Source organism: Pseudoalteromonas sp. ATL1 (assembly GCF_058933015.1).
Genome location: NZ_JBZYXL010000001.1, coordinates 478,416 through 498,718, shown reverse-complemented (window position 1 = coordinate 498,718; position 20,303 = coordinate 478,416). Strand labels below are relative to the sequence as shown.

Annotated in this window: 16 protein-coding genes; 5 read left to right on the top strand and 11 right to left on the bottom strand. The window is 44.5% G+C overall.

What is annotated here, in order from left to right; genetic code table 11:
• Positions 1–37: 37 nt before the first annotated feature.
• A complete protein-coding gene (locus AC5FX4_RS02280; protein WP_493604912.1) occupies positions 38–487 on the bottom strand; it encodes a c-type cytochrome in 450 nt (149 codons plus the stop codon).
• A 342-nt stretch (positions 488–829) separates the two neighbouring features.
• On the opposite strand from AC5FX4_RS02280, the gene AC5FX4_RS02275 reads away from it, so the two are divergent.
• Positions 830–4,474 (top strand): S8 family serine peptidase, encoded by a 3,645-nt coding sequence (locus AC5FX4_RS02275; RefSeq protein ID WP_493604911.1) that lies wholly within the window; start codon positions 830–832, stop codon positions 4,472–4,474.
• 69 nt (positions 4,475–4,543) lie between these two features.
• Here the strand turns inward: AC5FX4_RS02275 and AC5FX4_RS02270 are convergent, their stop codons facing one another.
• The gene (locus AC5FX4_RS02270) at positions 4,544–5,050 is read right to left on the bottom strand and encodes a TlpA family protein disulfide reductase (RefSeq protein WP_493604910.1); all 507 of its coding nucleotides are present in this window, start codon (positions 5,048–5,050) and stop codon (positions 4,544–4,546) included.
• Between the two features lie 83 nt (positions 5,051–5,133).
• On the opposite strand from AC5FX4_RS02270, the gene AC5FX4_RS02265 reads away from it, so the two are divergent.
• Complete coding sequence (locus tag AC5FX4_RS02265) at positions 5,134–5,574, top strand: YqaA family protein (RefSeq protein WP_493604909.1); 441 nt, start codon at positions 5,134–5,136, stop codon at positions 5,572–5,574.
• A 17-nt stretch (positions 5,575–5,591) separates the two neighbouring features.
• On the opposite strand, the gene folX is transcribed toward AC5FX4_RS02265, so the two are convergent.
• The 6 genes from folX to AC5FX4_RS02235 form a co-directional block, all read right to left on the bottom strand.
• On the bottom strand, positions 5,592–5,951 hold the full coding sequence (gene folX / locus AC5FX4_RS02260; protein WP_493604908.1) for a dihydroneopterin triphosphate 2'-epimerase: 360 nt from the start codon (positions 5,949–5,951) through the stop codon (positions 5,592–5,594).
• A 9-nt stretch (positions 5,952–5,960) separates the two neighbouring features.
• A complete protein-coding gene (gene folE, locus AC5FX4_RS02255) occupies positions 5,961–6,515 on the bottom strand; it encodes a GTP cyclohydrolase I FolE (protein WP_493604907.1) in 555 nt (184 codons plus the stop codon).
• Between the two features lie 12 nt (positions 6,516–6,527).
• Positions 6,528–7,235 carry a dihydromonapterin reductase gene (gene folM, locus AC5FX4_RS02250; protein WP_493604906.1) on the bottom strand — a complete coding sequence of 236 codons (708 nt, stop codon included), beginning with the start codon at positions 7,233–7,235 and terminating at the stop codon, positions 6,528–6,530.
• A gap of 140 nt (positions 7,236–7,375) precedes the next feature.
• Positions 7,376–8,206: an NAD(+) synthase gene (gene nadE, locus AC5FX4_RS02245; protein ID WP_493604905.1), complete on the bottom strand. Its 831-nt coding sequence runs from the start codon at positions 8,204–8,206 to the stop codon at positions 7,376–7,378.
• A 57-nt stretch (positions 8,207–8,263) separates the two neighbouring features.
• Entirely contained in the window at positions 8,264–8,887 is a 624-nt protein-coding gene (locus AC5FX4_RS02240) for a YceH family protein (protein WP_493604904.1), read from the bottom strand.
• Between the two features lie 21 nt (positions 8,888–8,908).
• The gene (locus tag AC5FX4_RS02235; protein WP_493604903.1) at positions 8,909–12,244 is read right to left on the bottom strand and encodes an ATP-binding protein; all 3,336 of its coding nucleotides are present in this window, start codon (positions 12,242–12,244) and stop codon (positions 8,909–8,911) included.
• 192 nt (positions 12,245–12,436) lie between these two features.
• On the opposite strand from AC5FX4_RS02235, the gene AC5FX4_RS02230 reads away from it, so the two are divergent.
• Positions 12,437–14,722, top strand: a complete 2,286-nt coding sequence (locus AC5FX4_RS02230; RefSeq protein ID WP_493604902.1) for a penicillin acylase family protein — start codon at positions 12,437–12,439, stop codon at positions 14,720–14,722.
• A 13-nt stretch (positions 14,723–14,735) separates the two neighbouring features.
• Here AC5FX4_RS02230 and AC5FX4_RS02225 read toward each other — a convergent pair whose 3' ends face one another.
• Complete coding sequence (locus AC5FX4_RS02225) at positions 14,736–15,776, bottom strand: GGDEF domain-containing protein (RefSeq protein WP_493604901.1); 1,041 nt, start codon at positions 15,774–15,776, stop codon at positions 14,736–14,738.
• A gap of 254 nt (positions 15,777–16,030) precedes the next feature.
• Between AC5FX4_RS02225 and AC5FX4_RS02220 the strand changes: the two genes are divergently transcribed.
• Positions 16,031–17,563 carry a carbon-nitrogen hydrolase family protein gene (locus AC5FX4_RS02220; protein WP_493604900.1) on the top strand — a complete coding sequence of 511 codons (1,533 nt, stop codon included), beginning with the start codon at positions 16,031–16,033 and terminating at the stop codon, positions 17,561–17,563.
• Here AC5FX4_RS02220 and AC5FX4_RS02215 read toward each other — a convergent pair.
• A complete protein-coding gene (locus tag AC5FX4_RS02215; RefSeq protein ID WP_493604899.1) occupies positions 17,560–18,432 on the bottom strand; it encodes a DMT family transporter in 873 nt (290 codons plus the stop codon). The genes AC5FX4_RS02220 and AC5FX4_RS02215 overlap by 4 nt on opposite strands.
• 226 nt (positions 18,433–18,658) lie before the next feature.
• Here AC5FX4_RS02215 and AC5FX4_RS02210 point away from each other — a divergent pair, with 226 nt between their 5' ends.
• The gene (locus tag AC5FX4_RS02210; protein ID WP_493604898.1) at positions 18,659–19,042 is read left to right on the top strand and encodes an MAPEG family protein; all 384 of its coding nucleotides are present in this window, start codon (positions 18,659–18,661) and stop codon (positions 19,040–19,042) included.
• 42 nt (positions 19,043–19,084) lie between these two features.
• Here AC5FX4_RS02210 and AC5FX4_RS02205 read toward each other — a convergent pair whose 3' ends face one another.
• Entirely contained in the window at positions 19,085–20,302 is a 1,218-nt protein-coding gene (locus tag AC5FX4_RS02205; RefSeq protein WP_493604897.1) for a M56 family metallopeptidase, read from the bottom strand.
• Position 20,303: the final 1 nt, after the last annotated feature.

Sequence of the window (20,303 nt, the reverse complement as noted above, 5' to 3'; positions counted from 1 at the left end):
GCAGTATAAGCCTTTCTTCTGCTGCTCTTTTTTATCATTAATCTTTAAATGACTTATGGCAGTCTTTACAGCCTTTTGCCCAGTTTTTAAACGCAGGACCTATCACTTTTTTATCACCTGTTTTGGCTGCGACAGCTAACTCTTGTGCGTAGTTGGCAAATGCTTGTGCTTTTTTATCAAAAGTAGCTCTGTCTTTCCATACAGCGGGTAGGGCATCTGTATCACCCTTATCAGAGCCTTCAATGAATGCTTCCCAAGGCATATTAGATAACGATGCTGCATTGTTTGCGCGTTGTGCAAAACGTGCCGCGTCGAAAGGGACTTTGCCTTTTAACATATCGCCCATATCGCCAATTTGATAGCGGATAAGTTGAAACGCGGCTTTACGATACTCAATTGCGTCTTCGCTTTTTTCAAAAATAGGGTTTGCGCTCGCTGTGGATATGAATCCTGCCAATGCGATAACCGTCGCTGCTAGCTTTTTCATAGCTTTAAATACTCCATTGAAAGTTAAGGCCCTAGTTGTACGTAAAAAAAAATGCTAACGCAAGTGAATCAGGTTGGAGAGTGAGGGAATTCAATTCTTAAATTCGAATTTAAAAAGAATTCACGTTTATATGACAGGAATATGTCACATTTACTTTTCTTCACAAAGAAAATGTTTTTTAAAACAATCGATTAGTCACGCTTGTACCTTTTATGTTAACTGGTGGCGTTGTTTCTCTTTTTGCTCTATTGCTTATGTTGATGTATTTACATTATATTAATTGGCTATTCGCTTATAAAAAAAATAGCAACACATAGTAAACAACAAGTCCTAGGGGAAAACATGTCTAACAAAATAAAAATGTCAGCTGTCGCTGCTGCTGTCGGGTTTGCTTTTGCTTCTCATGGCGCAATTGCGGCACCGAGCTTTGATAAAGCCTATCAACCTGAAACGTCTTCTGTAAAAAATTATTCGCAAGAAAAGTATGTACAGCTAAAAACACGTTATATTGTGCAGTTGGAAGATGAGCCTCTAGCAACTTATAGTGGTGGTGTGGTTGGTTTTTCAGCGACTTCTGCACAGGCAACGGGCGATGATAAATTAAATTTGAAATCACACGCAGCGGTTCAATATGGTACTTACCTAAAAAAACAACAAAAGACCATGTCCGCAACGATTGCAGCAAAGACAGGTGCTAAGTCGGTAAAGTCTTTCAATACGCTTTTTAATGCGCTCGTTGTTGAAGGTGAAGAAGGTCAGCAAGCTGCATTAGCGGCGCTCCCTGGTGTTAAAAAAGTATTTTTAGACACTGAATATCATACTCTAATGGATGCTTCTCTTGATGTGATCAAAGGTGTAGAAGCTTGGACTGCGTTAGGTGGCAAATCTGAGGCGGGTAAAGGCGTTAAAGTTGCTATTATTGACTCGGGTATCCGCCCTGAAAACCCCATGTTTTCTGACGAAGGGATGGCTGCCCCAGAGTTTACGCAAGAGCAGCTAGATCATTTAGCTACTAACCCAGATTACTGTCGTTCTCCTGAGGGGGATGCGAACTTTTGTAACAACAAACTCATTGTTGCACGTTGGTTTGGGCCAATAACCAGTAACTTACACCCTGATGAATATATGACCCCGCTTGGCTATGACTCTCACGGTACACACGTGGCTGGCACTGCGGTTGGTAATCAAATTGACGTAACTTTCCAAGGTTCAGATGTCACGCTTTCTGGCGTAGCACCAGCGGCTTATTTAATGGCCTATAAAGCACTTTGGCACAAAACAGATGGCAGAGCGAGCGGAAGAAGCAGTGACTTAGCGCTTGCTTTAGAGGCTGCAGTTAAAGATGGCGCGGATGTAATCAATAACTCTTGGGGTGGTGGCGCCGGTGGTAACCCTGCATCAAGCCCATATGTTGAGTTGTTTGAAGCGGCTGAAGCGGCTGGGGTTGTTGTTGTAACTGCTGCGGGTAATGACGGAAATGGTGCACAAACGATTGGCTGCCCTGGCTGTATTGAATCAGGTTTGACAGTTGCAAATACCCAAACGGGTCGCTTCTTTTCGCAAACAATCGAGATTGCTGGTGAATCATATTTGAGTGTGGAAGGTAGTAATGGTCTATTGAGTGAAACATTACAACTGCCGCTTGTTGCTGCACACTTTGCTGAGCCTGATAATGCTGAAGGCTGTAACGAGTACGCAGAGGGTGTTAGCTTTGCAGACTCAGTAGCGTTGGTATCTCGTGGCTCATGTGCGTTTACTACTAAAGCGCAAAATGCAGCAAAGGCAGGTGCGAAAGCCATTATCATTCATAACAACGCACCTGGCGGTGCGATGGGTATGTCTATGGATGAAGCACCAATTCCTGCATCGGCAGTCAGTCTAGAAGATGGTGAGAAAATTCTAGAGATATTGCAAGCGGCTGAAGACACATTGGTTGCTACTTTGGATCCAACAATCACGCGTACTGTACTTGAGAAATTCACAGATGCTGTTAATACATCAAGCTCTCGTGGTCCTGGTGGTGAGCCAAGCTTCCTTAAACCTGATATTGCTGCGCCTGGTACTGACATTCTTTCAGCAGTGTCTCCAGATGAAGATAATGGTTTAACGATTAGCACAAAAACTGGTACTAGTATGGCCAGTCCGCATGTTGCTGGTGCGGCTGCTTTGATGAAGCAAAGCAAACCTGATTGGTCGGCAGTACAAATAAAGACCGCATTAATGAGTACGTCGAAAATGGACGGTCTACATAAAGAAGACTTGGTTACTAAAGCGGACGCTTTTGATGTCGGTGCTGGACGTTTAGATGTGCCTAGCGCGCTGGATGCTGCGGTTACATTTGCGAAGGGCTCTTATGCGGACCCAAGCTGTTTGTCTGTTTGTAGCTTCACAAATACCATGACCAATATGTTGGATGAAGCGGGCGAGTGGACAGGTAAAATTGTGACTGATATGGATGGTGCTGAATTTACTCTGTCTCCGTCGACAATTAATCTAACTGCTGCGGGTACAGAGGGCGCAGAAGCGACTTTTAACCTAGATATTGATACAACTTACAACGCAGTGAAAGACTGGAACTTTGGTCACGTTGTATGGACGCATACATCAGGTAAAGTGGCACACTTACCATTCGCTGTTTATGACAATGAAACATCCAATGCGAGTGCGTTGGTTGCCAATGTTGATGCAGATTCACTGAATTCTCAAACGCCAGCGAGTATGTCAGTAGAGTTTACAAATATCGCTTACGAAGATGATTTCGAAATTGCTATCGAATTTACTGACGCCTTGGTTGAACAGAGTGTATTCGCGGGTGAAGGTGAAATAAGTGTAAGCCCAGTAGGTAATACCGTTAACTGGAAGGGATCGATACAAAAAGCCTCCATAACCTTAGAACCACAAGCTATTGGTTCTGGAACAGGCTCTATATCGGATGAAGTCACTCCTGTAGCCTGTGGTGGTTGTGATGAATTCTCTGTGACTGTACCTGCATCATTTAAGTTTGCGGGTAAAGAGTACTCAGCATTTACAGTTTCAGATAACGGCTTCATTGCGGTAGGTGCTGATGTTGACATGGCCGGTGCCTATGCTCCACAAGCAATGCCTAGTCAAATTACGCCAAATGGTGTCATTGCACCACTTTGGACAGACTATGACCTAGAAGGTGGGAATACTGGTGGTGGTCAACTTTATATCGGTTTAAGTAGCGATGAAAATGGTGACAAGTATTATATTGTTGAGTGGCATAAGGCACATATATATGATGGCGATGGCACTGAATATACATTCCAAGTGATTATTAAAGAAGGTACGGATGATATTCGTATCAATTATCTAGATGTACCAAAATTACCTGCGTCTTATTCTGCAGGAGCGGAGTCAGATGATGGCACTATCGGTGCTATGATTGAGACAGTGCCAACTGGTACAAGTCTTGACAAGAGCTATATTGTAAATCAAGTCGCTGGTGGTACGGTTAAACTTGATTTCCAAGCTCGTGCTAGCAATATGAGTAAATATACTAGCGCTGACGCAGTGAGTACTGACGAACAGCAAACAGTTAACATTGCCGTACTAGACAATGACACTGCTGAGTCTCGTTTCAAATTTACAGCAAACGTAAGTTCAGAGACTTCAACAGATGAATATAGTGCCGGTAAAGGTGTTCGCGTAACCGGTAGCCCAGATGCATCAACGGTTACCGTTGTTGATGCACCGAAATTTGGTATCGCTACACCAAAAGAAGATGGCACGATTGACTATATGCCAGCACAAGGCTTCTCAGGTAGTGACAGCTTCACTTATACTGTGAGTGATTTGTCAGGAGCGGTGTCAAACCCGACAACTGTTTCTGTAACGGTGAATGATACTATCCCTGCGCCTACACCAGACGTAACCCCTGCGCCGAAGAGCTCATCGGGTTCACTCGCTTGGCTGGCGCTATTGGCTGCACCGTTTGCGATGTTGCGTCGTCGTAAGCAAAAGTAAGCTTGATTAAACGTTAGACATTAAAACGCCAGTCTTAGACTGGCGTTTTTTTATGTATGGAGTTTGCTTCTACCATTTCAGCTTGCTAATGATATTAGGTTCTTCCCCAATCAGTGTTTGCACAACTTGGTTTTGCTCATTGAGTAAGATCAGCCTTGGAATACCAGCGTTGGCATATAGGTTATAAATCTCTCGCTCAGGATCAGCAACCAGTGGAAAGGGGAGCTGATATTGTTCATTGAATTGATTGAGAGAACCATTGTCCTCATTGCGTCCAATCGCAACTATCTGTAAAGTCTCATCGTTAACTAAGGGGGAGGCGTTCAGCTCTTTCAAGGTGCGTTGTGAGTCAGAGCACCAAGTTGCAAACAAAATAACCAGCTTACGTTTGCCATTGAGCATAACGGGTTGACCATGACTGTCGGTAAATGCGGTATGTTTAAATTGCTCACCGGGCTGAATGTATGTTTGATAGTCCTTTGCGGGCGCATCGGTAGCGTGCTCCGCTATCGTTTGGCATGACACTGTTGTTAATACGGCTATTGCAAGCGTGATTTTACTGAACATTTTTATCATTATTATGATCCTTGTCGACATTAAAAGTGCTGTGTTGAGTGCAACAGCATAAACATATTTCAATTGCGGTAGTAGGAAAATTTATGTGGTTGTATGGTGGATTGTTCCTATCGGCGCTTAGTTCGGCTACCTTGTTGCCAGGTTCATCGGAAGTATTGCTTACGGGGTTGTCGATGGCACACCCAGCAACGCTTTTTTGGCTCTGGTTGGTGGCCACCGTTGGCAATGTGCTGGGGAGTTGTATTAATTACTGGTTAGGTAGGCATATTACACGCTATCAAGGCGCGTCTTGGTTTCCGGTGTCACAACAGCGATTACAAAAAGCGACTGAGCATTTTAATCGATATGGCGTTATGAGTTTACTCTTTGCATGGGTACCTATCATTGGCGATCCGCTGACTTTGTTTGCCGGCGTGATGGCAGTAAAAAAGCGCCTTTTTATACTGCTTGTGACAATTAGTAAGGGCATGCGCTACGCCTTGAACATCATGATGGCAACAGGCGTAGGGCAAGTGATTAATTAATCAGATCTTGGGTTAAACTACTTTGTCCAATCAAGGGTTAGTGAGACTGAATCTGCAAACCTCAGCGCATGAGGTTTATCAATGCGTACTTTTGCGTATGTCACAGAGCTGTGACGATGGCACTCGCTGAGCACATCCGCAACGAGCTTTTCAAGTAGCAAGAAGTGCCCATCTTCCACCAATTTAATCACTGACTTAGTGACCGTTTTGTAGTTCAACGCGTGCTCTACTTCGTCATGTGAGACGCATGCAGTGTCTGCTGGGTAGTGGATCTCAATATTTAACACCACATCTTGCTTTTTTTCGCGTTCTTCCGGGTTAAACCCGATATACGTTCGAAGCCTTAAGTTGGTGATATTGATAATGGCATTTTGCATTGGCTTTCCTTAATTTTTTACTAGCTGCATAAACTCATTACGTGTTTTAGGATCTTCTCTGAAGTTGCCAAGCATCACAGAAGTACGCATTTTTGAGTTCTGTTTTTCAACGCCGCGCATCATCATACACATATGTTTTGCTTCAACGATCACACCAACGCCTCTAGCTCCGGTGACTTCCTCCACCGCTTTAGCAATTTGATGCGTGAGCTGTTCTTGAATTTGAAAACGACGTGCGTACATGTCGACAATACGTGCGAACTTTGACAGTCCCAGCACTTTACCATTTGGAATATAGGCAATGTGGCAACGGCCAACAAATGGTAACAGGTGGTGCTCACACATTGAATAGAGTTCGATATCTTGCACGAGCACCATATCATCGGCATCTGAGGTAAACACCGCATTATTGGTGATCTCATCAAGTGTTTCTCTATACCCCTTGGTAAGGTATTCCATTGCTTTGGCTGCGCGTTTTGGGGTATCTAACAGACCTTCACGATTGCTGTCTTCGCCAACTGCGTCAATGATTTGTAAGTAACTATTTTTTAAATTCTCGTGCATAACATTCTCTATTTACTTTAAATGGCGTCCACCGTCTACAGGAATAGTGCGGCCTGTGATGTAATTGCTATTGAGCAATAGTTCTACGCTGTTAATTATTTCGATACATCCAGGCTCGATGCCCATCAGTGATTTTTTCAAGGTTTTTGCCTTGTACTCTGGTGTATCGTGCTGATTAAAAATGATTAAGCTAGGGGCAATGGCGTTGACTTTGATATTTGGTGCATATTTACTAGCGAAGGAGCGAGTCAGGTTATCCAATGCGGCTTTGCTGGCTGCATAGGCGATGTGTTTGGGACTGCCTTTTTCAACCACATAATCAGTCAAATGGATGATATCAGCAATACCATCATAGGCTTGCAATAAATCAGTCAGTGCCAGATTCAGCAAGTAGGGTACCTTCGCATGTATGTGCATCATGCTGTCGAACAAGTTAGCAAAATCAGGGTTGCTGGCTTCACAATCCCAGCTGGATGCATTATGAATCACTGCACGTAACGCGGAGTAACGGGTTCGTAGCGCAGTTTCAAGTTGCTCTAATGCTTGCGGTTGCTCAAAATCACACTCGATGCAATGCACACCTTGTTGCTCTAGCTCATCGATTACGGCATGGCGAGTCCGGTAGGTCATCACAACAGGCTGTTTAGTGTCAATAAAGTGCTGTACTAACGACAAGCCAATACGCTGTCCTGCGCCAGTGATCAATATCGGAGACATCATTGGCAGGGGTGTTCCTCTAAAATATATCAATAAGTTAACTATAACGTAATTTGTACGTAATGTTTCTGTTTGTCGATCATAGAGTCGTTGATTTTTAGAAGAAAGTAGGCAGCATAGCGGGGCTTTGCTGCCTGATAGACTTAATCGTAAACGGTTGGAATGGGCTGACGCTTATGTTGAGTGCGCTGATAAATGGCGATCAGCTTTTCACTCACTTGTGGCGCGACCTCTTTGCCTTCTAAAAAGTCGTCGATTTGGTCATAGGTTAAACCCAGCGCTTCTTCGTCTGTCAAACCGGGTCTATCACATTCCAAATCTGCGGTTGGTGCTTTTGTCACTAGTTCAACCGGTGCACTTAAGTGGGCTGCAAGCGCGCGTACTTGGCGCTTTGATAGACCAAATAGCGGCGCAAGATCACACGCACCATCACCAAACTTAGTGTAAAAACCAGTAATATTTTCTGCACTATGATCGGTGCCTACCACGAGTCCGTTGGACAGTCCTGCAACTTCATATTGTGCGACCATGCGTTGACGTGCTTTTACATTGCCTTTGACAAAATCAACAGCGCTTGTATTTGGCAAGGCAAGGCCAGCATCAGTGATGCCCTGCAGTGCTTCTTTGTGCATTGCATCCACGGCTGGCTTGATGTTGACAGTGACACGTTTGCTTGGATTGATAAAATTTAATGCCAGTTGAGCTTCATCTTCATCCGCCTGCACGCCGTAAGGTAAACGCATGGCGATAAACTGGTATGCTGTTGTATTGTGCTCAGTATTGAGTTCATCAACGGCTAGTTGGCACAATCTGCCACAGGTAGATGAGTCTACGCCACCACTGATCCCCAATACGAGCGTGGTACAATGTGCGCTTATCAAGCGTTGTTTGATAAAGTCGATTCTACGGGTAATTTCATAAGCCACATCGATTTGTGGCTGTACTTGCATTTCTGCCAGTATCGCTTGGCGCATATTACGTTCCTCGTTGCCTGTGCTGTAGCGGGTATTATGTTTTTATTGCCTACAAATTTAAAGCCCTAAGTGCTGTTTGATATGTGCCAATTCTTTTTTAAGTTGCTCAATTTCGCTTAACAACGCATCTAAATCGCTATTTTGCAGTTTATCGTTTGTGATAGTGGGGCTGGTTGAAGTCGCTTCTTCATTTTGAAACAGGTGTATGTAGCGGCTTTCTCGTTTGCCAGGTTCGCGGGATAATTTTTTTACATGCCCTTGCGCTTGTAATTCGTTGAGTGCCGCTTCAACCTCTGTCACCTGATTGAAGTTTGTCAGTCGTGTACTTCTGGTACGCAGCTCACCAGGTGTTTGTGGGCCTCTGAGCAAAAGTAAACAGATAATCGCTCTTTGCTGTTCACTAAATTGAAGATGGCTAAACTCGGTGTTACAAAATCGGTGGCTATATTTGGACACGCGCCCAGACAATGCCTCGTCTATTAACACCACATGCTTTTGCGCGAGTGTGTTCAAGGCATCTAACACTTGCGATTCACTCAACGCCATGACAGGCTCTCGGTTGGACTTTTGATTACATGCATTTGTAAGCGCATTGAGTGATAAAGGATAGTGTTCAGGCGTGGTGGTTTGTTTTTCTAATAAACAGCCGACGATGCGCTGTTCGATATCGCTTAATTCCATGATATAACTCACTGTTTTTTCTTACTCTACGCTATTAACGACGTTTTGTTTAGTCTCTGTACTCCATTGGCGCAGTTTAATTTCTAGCTCTTCAGGTTTTATTGGTTTGGCAAGATAGTCATCCATACCAGATGCTAAGCACTCCTCTTTGTCACCTTGCATTGCATTGGCTGTCATAGCGATGATAGGGGTTTTCTTATGGTGTTTTCCTGCGCCTCCCGAGCGAATTTGCTTGGTTGTTTGATAGCCATTGAGTTCGGGCATCATACAGTCCATAAAAATAATATCGTAACAGGTATCTAGTTTTTTCAAATGAGAGATTGCTAACAGGCCATTTTCTTCACAGTGCACGTTGATATCGAATCTTTTCAGCAGTTTTTGAGCGACAATTTGATTTACCTTATTGTCTTCAACAAGTAACACACGAAGGTGGCTCATATCCACGGGTTGATCGAGTAATAAGTTGTCTGTGGACTTAATTTGGCACACTTTTAACATATCTGAAGGTGTTAATGGCCTGAACAGAGTAAGGCTTGGTTGTAGCGCTGTTTTGTCATGAAACGACAGATATTGATCGTTTAACAAAGCGAGGCCGCCAGAGGATTTTTTGGCGATTTCCTGTAGTTGAGCAAGCTGTGTTTCAGACGCCTGTTTGATAATCTCGTATGCGATAATAAATGCAGGGTTTTTAAGCGGTTTATCGGTTGCAATGGCTATGCCGTTCTCCAGATTGGCGACATGTATCAGTTCGATCCCCCAAGCATCGAACAAGAAATGATTAGTTGTTGGGTAATATTGCAACTGATCAATGATGATCAATCCATCACTATTTGACTGAACGGGTAGCACATCAGCTGGTTCGTGCAGTTCAATACAAAAGGTAAAAGTACTTCCGATACCTTCTTTGCTGTAGGCATTTAACGAACCGCCAAGTAACTCACACAGTTGCTTGGCTATAGTGAGTCCTAGGCCTGTGCCACCAAACTTTCTGGTTGTTGATATGTCAGCTTGGGTAAACGAATCAAAGATCTTTTCAAGTTGGGCTTTATTCATGCCTACGCCCGTGTCTTCAATACTGCACCACAGACGACAGTGGCGCTGCTGCTGTTCTGTGTAGCAACTCAATGTAACCTGACCGTTTTCTGTGAATTTAATCGCATTGCTGAGTAAATTATTGAGAATTTGTTTGAGCCTGTTAGGGTCGGTTTTGGCGTACTGAACGTGCATTTTATGTGTGTCTAAAAACAAGGTGGTTTGACTTTCATACGCTTTCGGCGCAAAAGTACTGATGCTATTGCTGATAACTTGTACAAGGTCGCATTCGATTGTTTCAACACTCAATTTGCCCGCTTCAATTTTGGAAAAGTCGAGAATGTCGTTAATGATGGTCAGCAGTGACTCTGCTGAGCTTTGCGCTAATTCTAGATGATGCTTTTGCGAAGCAGATAGTGTTGAATGTAAAACAACATCGAGCATGCCAAGCACACCATTCATCGGTGTTCTTATTTCATGGCTCATGCTTGCTAAAAACTCGGCTTTCATTTTTGCTGATTGCTGTGCGAGTTCTTTTTCCATAACGGCTTGCTGGCGAGCGTGACGCTGCTCTTTACTCGCAAACAAGCTACCCAACGTGGCTGCAACGGCCTTCATGAGCTTTTCATCGGTTTCATCCCACTCTAAATGGGGGTGCTGATATTCGGCGCAGAGCAGGCCAATGGCGTGACCTTTGTAAAAAATACCATAGCCAAGCAGCGCATTCACTTCGTAAGGATCGAGATAAGTGTCTTTGAGCTCTTGTGTGCATTCGTGCGTTTGCGCAAAGTTGGCACGAATGAACTCATTTTTGAATATTGCAGAGAATAATTCTGGGAGCTGTTTTTTTCGCCAAGCAGGAAAGTGCTGTAAGCTTTCTTTTGTGGCATTACTAAAACTCATTGGGATCAGTTGCGTGCCATCAGAGTTAAGTAACCAAATGCTTGCCCGTTGAGCATCTAAGCCTTTACAGATGGCTGCAATCGCGATTTCTTGTGCAGCATCTAAGCGTAAATTAAGTACCGCTTCATGACTGCTGAGTTTGGCTAGGATCTCATTATTTCTGGCTACCTTGTTATGTTCTATTTCTAAGCATTTGCGGGCATGAATGTTTTGTACCGAGCCATATATTTGACTTGTATAATGCCCTTGGCGAACAGTACGCCCTTTGATTAGTATCCAGCGTTCAATGTTTTTGGCTGTGGTGATCATCAGTTCAAGGTCGAAATCGATGCCTTTTTTAATGGCGTCATCGAAGGTTTTTTGCATCAGGTTTCGATGTTTTCCTGCAACAAAAAATTCAGTAGTTGCTAACCAAGATGGCTTGTAGTTGTCGGGCACTTCAAATATTTTTTTTGTGACTTCTGACCAAGTGATTTCGCGTGATTTTAAGTTGACTGTCCAAGCGCCAACCTCAGCCAGTGCGCCCATGCAGGTGAGTGAATGGGCATTATCTTGGAGCTGTTTAAGGAGTTTATTGAAAAAGATAAAAGCAGCTAAAAAAAGCATAATGATGACTAACAAAGCCAGCCTGAATGGCCATATTGCGGCACTGTCTGGATGCCAGCCTCCTCTGGGGTAAACGTAAAGTTTCCAGTAGCCCGATGAAACCGCAATATTAAAGCTCAGTGGTTGTTCTAATAAAACACTGCTGTCGCCATAGAAAAATTCCCCCTTGTCTCCAAGGCCATCTTTACCTTGAATCGCAACCAAATAGCGGCTGTTTAAGTTATCGAGTTGGACATGTTCAAACAATTTATCGATATCAATCACAACCGATAGCAATCCCCAAAATGTGTTGTCTTTATTGAAAACAGGCACACGTGCGATCAGTGCTTGGCCCCCCTGCTGAAGTGTCAATGGGCCTGCGAGCACAATTTCACCGGTATCTCTGGCTCGAATCGCTGCCGCGCTTTGAGTTGGGTGGGATAAGTAATCAAGACCACGTGCTTTTTCGTTGCCTTTTAAGGGGTATAAGTACTGTAATTTCATATCTGGGGCGGCACCGATATTACGCAATACACCGCTGGAGCGATAGAGAGGGGCGGCAATTCGTTCGAATGAAGATTGATCCAACTTTTCTTGCTGCAACATGGCAATCGCGAGTCCGCGCACAAGTTGAATGTTAGTGGCTAAAGTGCTTTCTAATTGGGTTCTATAAACATTCATTTTTTCGTAGGTACGACTTTTCTCTTCTTGCAATAAGCGGGTGGTGTTTACAGAGTCGACATACCAACCAAAAGAGATAACGGCGAGCAGTAACAACCAAAAGCCGATTTTGATTGAGCGAGTCTTCCTTGGTGCATTGGACAGGTTTTCAAACATTATGGTTAGATGATTGCTGATGATTTTTTAACTATAGTCTACGCACCGTTTTAGCAAAAGAATTGTCGTAAATTATACGAAATACAAAGAGTTCTGATTGAAAGCGAAAGTAGCGGATAAAAAAGTTTTAATTCGTCATAAACTATTGATTAACTACTATAGTTGCCTCATACCGAAAAAAGGGGAAAGGACATGTTCAAATTGTTTAAGTGGTTGGTGAGTGCCGTTATTTTTGTATTTTTGTTCGCAGCCGCAGGCGTGTATGGTTTTTTATCGCTGAGTTTACCGAGTTTGGATGGGACGCAAAAAAGCGACGCGGTTGCTGATGATGTTAACTTATTTAGAGATCATCTAGGACAAGCGGTAATTGAAGCGAAGAATCAGCGTGATGCTGCGTATGGCATTGGTTTTGCACATGGGCAAGATAGGTTTTTTCAACTGGATTTGCTTAGACGCAATGCTGCGGGGGAGCTCAGTGAATTATTTGGTGAGGCAGCTATCGGTTTGGATAAAGACATGCGCTTTCACCAGTTTCGCAAACGCAGTGAGCAAGTTGTTGCTTCGTTAGGCACTGAGCAACGAGCGTTGCTTGAGGCTTATGCCCAAGGTGTTAATGAGGGTCGTGCGCAAGACTCATTTGAATATGTATTGACGGGCGCTGAGGCTAAGCCTTGGCAACCGGCTGATAGCATGTTGGTGATTTTTAGCATGTATCTTGATTTACAGTCCCTGACTTATGAGCGCGATCAAGCAGCACTGCAACTTGAACACCTGTTTGGCGACCAAATGCGTGCGTTCTTAATGCAACCGAGTCAATATCAGGCCGCTTTGGATGGTTCTCGTTTAGAGCAATATGCTGGGGATGTGCCTGATTTAATTGGTGCCACACGACACGCGCGGGTGAGCCACATAGTTTCTAAATCGCACTATGGCAGTAATAACTGGGCGGTAACGGGCACGCATACAAAAACAGGTCATGCAATGCTGTCTGATGATATGCATTTGAGCTTAAATGTGCCAGCCATTTGGTATCGTGCACAACTCAACTACCAACACCAAGGTCAAAAGGTGCAAATTACGGGCGTTTCTTTACCGGGGGTGCCCGCTATCGTCGTTGGCTCGAATAACCAAATTGCGTGGGGTTTTACCAATGGGTATTTAGATGTTGCGGATTGGATTGAACTGACGAGCCAAACTAAAACTTGGCAAGAAACAGAGCAAATCGCGTTGCCAAATGGACAAGCGCACACTTATCAGCTGACCATGAGTGATTATGGCCCGGTTAAAACCATCAATGATAAGCAATATGCACTGAGTTGGGTTGCTCACCAACCTTATGCAGTGAACATGCAATTGCTTGACCTTGCGCATGTAAGCAGTGTGGACGAAGCGATGGTTATTGCACCATCTATCGGTATTCCAGTACAAAATATGATGATAGTAGATGCACAAGGGAATGCAGGATGGCAGCCCACAGGTGCGTTGCCTGCTAGGCAAACGCCTTCCGATGTCGCGGTGTTAGAACGAGATTACTCGTCTAAGTGGCAGCAAAATGAGCGCAGTCGGCCTCAAGTGGTCAATCCCAGTGCGGGTAAATTATGGACGGCTAATGCCCGAGTGGTCTCAGCACAGCAGCATCAGCGTTTTGGTGATGGTGGCTACGCAATGGGCGCCAGAGCACAGCAAATACGTGACCGTTTGTTTGAAAAAGATCAGTTTGTTGAGCAGGACTTTAACCAATTACAATTAGACAACGAAGCACGGTTTTTACAGCCGTGGCATGCCCAGTTAACCTCGTTGTTAAGTAGTTCGACCGAAAATGAACAAACATATGCCCATGACCTAAATTATTTAGCCAACTGGGAAAAGTGTGCCTGTCCCGACTCAGTAGGCTACACCTTAGTTCGATATTATCGAGACGCGCTAATTGACCTCACTTTCTCGCCCATTGAAGAAAAAATGCATGAGATAAATGGCACGTTGAGTCCAATTAAGCGTTATTTAGAATCGGCTTTATGGCAATTACTCGAGCAGCAACCTGTGAGCTGGCTGGCGGAATATGCCAGTTGGTCTGAGTTGCAGTTGGCGGCTTATCAACAAGCAAAAGACAAGTTAACGCAAGAATATGGGCCACAAATGGCGGCGTGGGCATGGGGAGAGGTCAACGCACTGAAGGTGCGTCATCCATTTAGTCGTCAAATGCCGGCATTAAGTGGGTTGCTCGACATGCCATCGGTGAGTGCTTTTGGCGATAATTTCATGCCAGCAATTCAACGCGCTGATTTTGGTGCTTCACAGCGATTTATTGCTCAGCCCGGTGCTTTAGAAAATGCCATTCTCACCGTTGCTGGTGGGCAAAGTGGTCATCCACTTTCACCCTTTTATCGAGCGGGTTTTGAAGCTTATGCCAACGGCGAACATACTCCGTTACTACCAGGGCAAGCGGTACACCATTTAACGATTAAAGCCGCTAAATAGTTTTCAGTGGTGATCATACTGGGGCGACGGTAAGCCTGTTTCGCCCCTTATGTTTGCTTTGATATAGGGCTAAGTCGGCACGTTTGAGTGTTTCTTCAAAGCTGTGTTCAGGCAGCCATGCGCTGAGCCCAAAGCTCATGGTGACTTCTAACTCATTAAGTTTAAAGGTCATAGCTTCTATTTCTTGGCGCATCATTTCCATGCGATGCTGGGCGTCATTTAATGAACAGTTAGGCAGTACAATGAGAAACTCTTCTCCGCCCCAACGTACACCAATATCCGCTTCGCTCAAATGATGTGAAATACAACTGGCAACACGACCAATGACTTCGTCTCCACGCTCATGCCCGTATAAGTCATTAATACGTTTAAAGTGGTCGATATCCGCCATGATCACACAAATTGCTTGTTGGTTTTCGTTACAGCTTTTGGCTGCCTGATGGATGAGTGCATGCGCATATCTGCGGTTAAATAAGTGGGTGAGAGGGTCTTGGGCTGCCAACGTTTGTAAATCAATGCGTTGGTTGATGGTGATCTCTCTGATCAAGCCAATGGTGTATATCATGGGAATACCGCACACAACCACATTGATAAAATGCATGTATGGCGCCAGATAATTTATTTCTAGCAACACGGGCGGCACAGCGAAAATCAAATACATGCAGGCAAAAGCGATGATAATGGCGGCACACCATACAACGGCTTGAGTGAGCTTTAATTTAGTATCGAGCAGTAAAAGGCAGGATGCCGCCCACAAGTAAAACTGAAACCCGTACGATATACCTATTATTGCGGTGACTAAAATAGAGTGGGCGGTGACCTCTAAACTAAAAATACGCAGGGCTAATGATTGTTGTGCACGCTCAAGTAGGCGTATACCAAACCACCAAGTTGCGACACTGAGTATATTAAATGCACTAAGCAGTTCGACACCGACATACAGAAATACGCCAATTAGCAATGTATGCAACGCCAAACAGTACCAAGCAACTCGTATTAGCAGTTGGTTTTTGCGCTGTTCTACTTCATCAGGTTGCTGGTGTGGGTGATCCAAGTATTGCCTCTAGTATTAACCACTATGCGATTACCGTATTTTATAATTTATAGCAATAGTGAGGTATTTAACACGAATAGCGCTAAGTATAGTTGTTTCTCAACGATTTGGTTACAAATGAATCAGGCCGAGATAAATGACCCATGATGTACCTAGCGCTCGGCAAACGCCAATGTTACTGTAAACTTTTCAATAGCCTGTCATTGTTTTTAGCGACTATGCTTTAAAAGAGTGTCGTTTAGGTAGGAGGGAGTATGTCGATAGAAAAAGCGCGGATCACTTTGTGTAACATTAATAAGGCCGACTATCCGCAAATTAAAACGCTCATGGATGAAGCGTATCCCGATCTTGGTGGGGCTTGGCCAAGCCATACTATTTTCAGATTGATTGACCAGTTTCCAGAAGGACAAATTGGGATCTTAGACGAAGACCGATTAGTGGGTTTGGCGCTCAGTGTTCAAGTCGATTATCTGCGTTTTTCCAACCCGCATACTTATGATGAAATTGTCGACGCACACAATCGCGTGTTCAGTGATAATAATGGCGATGCGCTATATGGACTGGATGTCGTGATAGCAAAAAGTCACCGAGGCATGCGTTTGGGAAGACGTTTATACGATGCGCGTAAAGAGTTATGCCGACAATACAACCTAAGAGCTATTTTGGCTGGTGGCAGGATCCCACGCTACACCAATCACAGTGAAGATATGACACCGATGGAGTACATAGATAAGGTCGATCATAAAGAAATCTACGATCCCATTTTAAGCTTTCAGCTAGCGAATGATTTTCAGGTTAAAAGACTACTCAAACAATATTTACCGGAAGATGAAGACTCGGCTGGGTATGCGACCTTACTAGAGTGGAACAATATTTTATTTGAACCAACTGACACTGTGATTGATGTACAAAAAACGGTGGTGCGAGTCGGTGCGGTGCAATGGCAAATGCGCTCGGTGAGTTCTGTTGAAGAGTTAATGCGCCAAGTTGAGTACTTTGTTGATACGGTGTCTGAATATCAAAGTGACTTTATTTTATTTCCCGAGTTCTTCAACGCGCCTTTGATGGGGTTGAAGCCACATCGCAATCAAACGGAAGCCATTCGCTATTTGGCAGAGTACACGGAACAATTTCGTGATGCGATGTCGACCATGGCCATAGAATACAACGCCAATATTGTGACCGGTTCAATGCCGTTGCTGGATGGAGACAAAATATATAATGTCAGCTACTTATGCCATCGCAGCGGTAAAATTGACGAACAGCGCAAGGTACATATTACTCCCCATGAAGCCTACGATTGGGTGATCGAAGGGGGAGATGAGATTGCAGTATTTGATACAGATGCGGGTCGGGTGGGGATCCAAATTTGCTACGACGTAGAATTTCCAGAGCTGACTCGCATCATGGCTGAGCAAGGATTGGACATTCTATTCGTACCATTTTGGACAGACACCAAAAACAGCTACTTGCGCGTACGCCATTGTGCACAAGCCAGAGCCATTGAAAATGAATGTTACGTGGTGATAGCGGGCAGTGTCGGTAACTTACCTCAGGTGGATTCTTTGGATGTACAGTATGCACAATCTGCGGTGTTAACGCCCTCGGATTTTGCCTTTCCCCATGACTCAACGTTGAACGAAGCAACACCTAACACCGAAATGCTGTTGTTCAGTGATTTAGATCTAGATAAGTTAAAACTACTTCATAGTGAAGGCACTGTGCGCAATCTCAAAGATCGTCGCACAGATTTATATAAGGTATTGATGAACCCGCCGCTTAACTAACTCAGCATAACCAACGCAGCAGCAATACCAATTAACACAAGGCCGATATTGTCGCTGCGTTTACTCGGTTGTTTTAGCCAGTAGAAGGAAATGAGTAAGGTAAAAAACACCTCAACCTGGCCGAGGGTTTTCACATAAGCGACATGCTGCAAACTCATGGCCGTAAACCAACCTACGGAGCCGATAAAGCTCGTGAGGCTGATAGCGGATGTGAGCTTGCGCTTTTGCCACAGCTTTTTCCAAGTGTGGCGTTCTTTGCACGATAAATACACACTCAAAATGATAGTTTGGGTACACAGTACGCTCAGCAACACCCATGCTGCACTGTGTAAAAACGGTAGGCTGGTCGTTAAGCTTGCCTCACGAACCCACAAAGACGTCAGGGCAAAAGCAGAGCCACAAGCGAGGCCGATCAAAGCCGTGTTGAGGCGAAACAGCTGTAAATTAAAGCCACTGAGCATTAACACAGCAATTGCGCCGATACCGACACCGAACCAGCCGATGAGCGATAAACTTGAGCCAAAAAGCAACATGCCTAATATAGCGGCCATCAATGCTTCGCTTTTAGCAAGGCCCGCGCCCACGGCATAATTATTTTGCTTAAAAAGCACTACCATGAGTCCCGTGGCCAGGATTTGCATGACGCTAGCACCGAGTATGTAACCGATGAACGCTGCGCTGACATCGAGCTGCGGCGCACTTTGCCAATGATATAAGCTCAGCAAATAGAGTGCTGCCAAAGGGCTGGCTAACAGAAACCGGGCGAGTGTCACACCTGCAACGCTGGTGGTACTACTTAAACGGCTTTGTAGGGCATTACGCCACGCTTGCGAAAACGCCGCAAGCAAGGTGAATAAAATCCAAGTCATTGTGTTAGTTAATTATTTTTTATTGAATGTAACAGGTTCTTAGTGTGTTATCGATTGAATTAAATTCATCACTTAGGTGTGACATTATGTCGCATCGCATTATGCGGATATGCTTAGTATACTTAACTGCGATGCTACGCAATTAGCCGCCAAGTTGTTGAGGCGGCTTTTTTATTTCTGACTTTGTGGTACTGTAACTTGGATAAATAATACTCAAGGAGTCGGTATGACAACCATCGTTATCTGTGCATTAATTGCGGTTATTCTTCCCTATTTGGCCAAAGCCCCCGTTGCCATAGCGCAGCATAAATTGGGGGGCTATGACAATGCCCATCCTCGCGCGCAACAAGCTAAGTTAACAGGCTTTGGTGAACGCGCACTCGCTGCACATCAAAATAGTTTTGAATCACTCATTATATTCTCAGTCGCTATTGCCGTTGTACTGAGCACTAATACGGTTGGCACAACGATACAGTATTTGGCGATTGGTCATGTTGTAGCGAGAGTGCTTTACTGCATTCTTTACTACTTGAATTTACACATTTTGCGTTCAATTACATGGGCTGTGGGGCTTGGATGCGCTGTGGCGATGATCGCGCTCAGTTTATAATGGTTACGCCAGCACTGAGTCATCCGTGCTGGCTTGGTGATATTAATGTGCGACTTTGACACGCTCGTGTTTTACTTTTTGCTTGTAAGACACGTCATTGTCACTCATGGCATAGTCGAGTTGTACAGTATGCAATTCCATCGTGTTAGAGGCTGATGTGTATCGCCATTGTCTGAGTGCGCTTATCGCAGTTTTCTCAAATACGCCTTGGGGTTGAGCGTCAATCACTTCGATGTTATTGGTGTAACCGTGTGCATCAATAGTAAATTGTAATGTCACATAGCCAGATGTGCCGGCATTTGCCGCTTCGATAGGGTACTTGGGCTCGATACGTATAATGGGTTTTGGCTTGCCGTCATGCTCACTGGCTTTGACTTCAGCAGGTTTAGATAAAGCCACCGTGCTAAGTGAGCAGCAAGCCAGCACGACTGCTAAGCATTTCGCGCAAAATGATGACCCTTTCAGGTTTTGTAAGTGTACAAGTCTTTGCTTCATAGTACTTTTATCTCCGTATGATGCATATGCTAAGGCACCGTTGCGGGCATTTTGTAGGCAATTTACCAGTGCCTTCGCATACATGAGGTGTTGATGATGGTTTTTTTGTTGTAATACTTTTTCGTCGCATGCTAGTTCCTGCACGCGGCGAAAGCTTTGGTAGCCAAGCCACAGAATTGGATTAAACCAACAGCTGATACACAGCAATAGCAACGCCATGTTGGCAAGGTTATCGTGGCGATGAATGTGAGTATGTTCGTGCTCAAGCAATAGTTTTAAGGTATCTGAGTCAAACTGTGTTTTGTAGTCGCAGGGGAGTACAACAACTGGGCGCCACAAGCCGATCACCATGGGCGTGGTGATCTGCGCGCTGGTATACGTAGTACGCTCAAAATCTTGGTTTTGTATTGCTTGGATGTTTAGTGTTTTAATAAACCGATAGTGTTGCCACAGTACTAAAGCCAGAAGCCCGAAGGTAACAAGGACATACATCGCGCTCGTATTGAACTGCCAGGTAGAGACTTGTTGATGGATTTGTGGTGTCACCTGAAAATAGCTAATTGCATCATTACTGATTGGTTTGAGCTCATTGGGTAGGTAAAGCGCTAGGATACTGAGTGGCACCATCCACCATAAACTGTATGCCAATCGTGCACCCAGCCAAGTGATCGCATACTTTTGCAAAATGATAAGCATGCCCACCGTGGCACTTAACAGGAGTTGCGTGTTCGGGCTTAACAGCCACTCTGTATACGTATAAAGCATG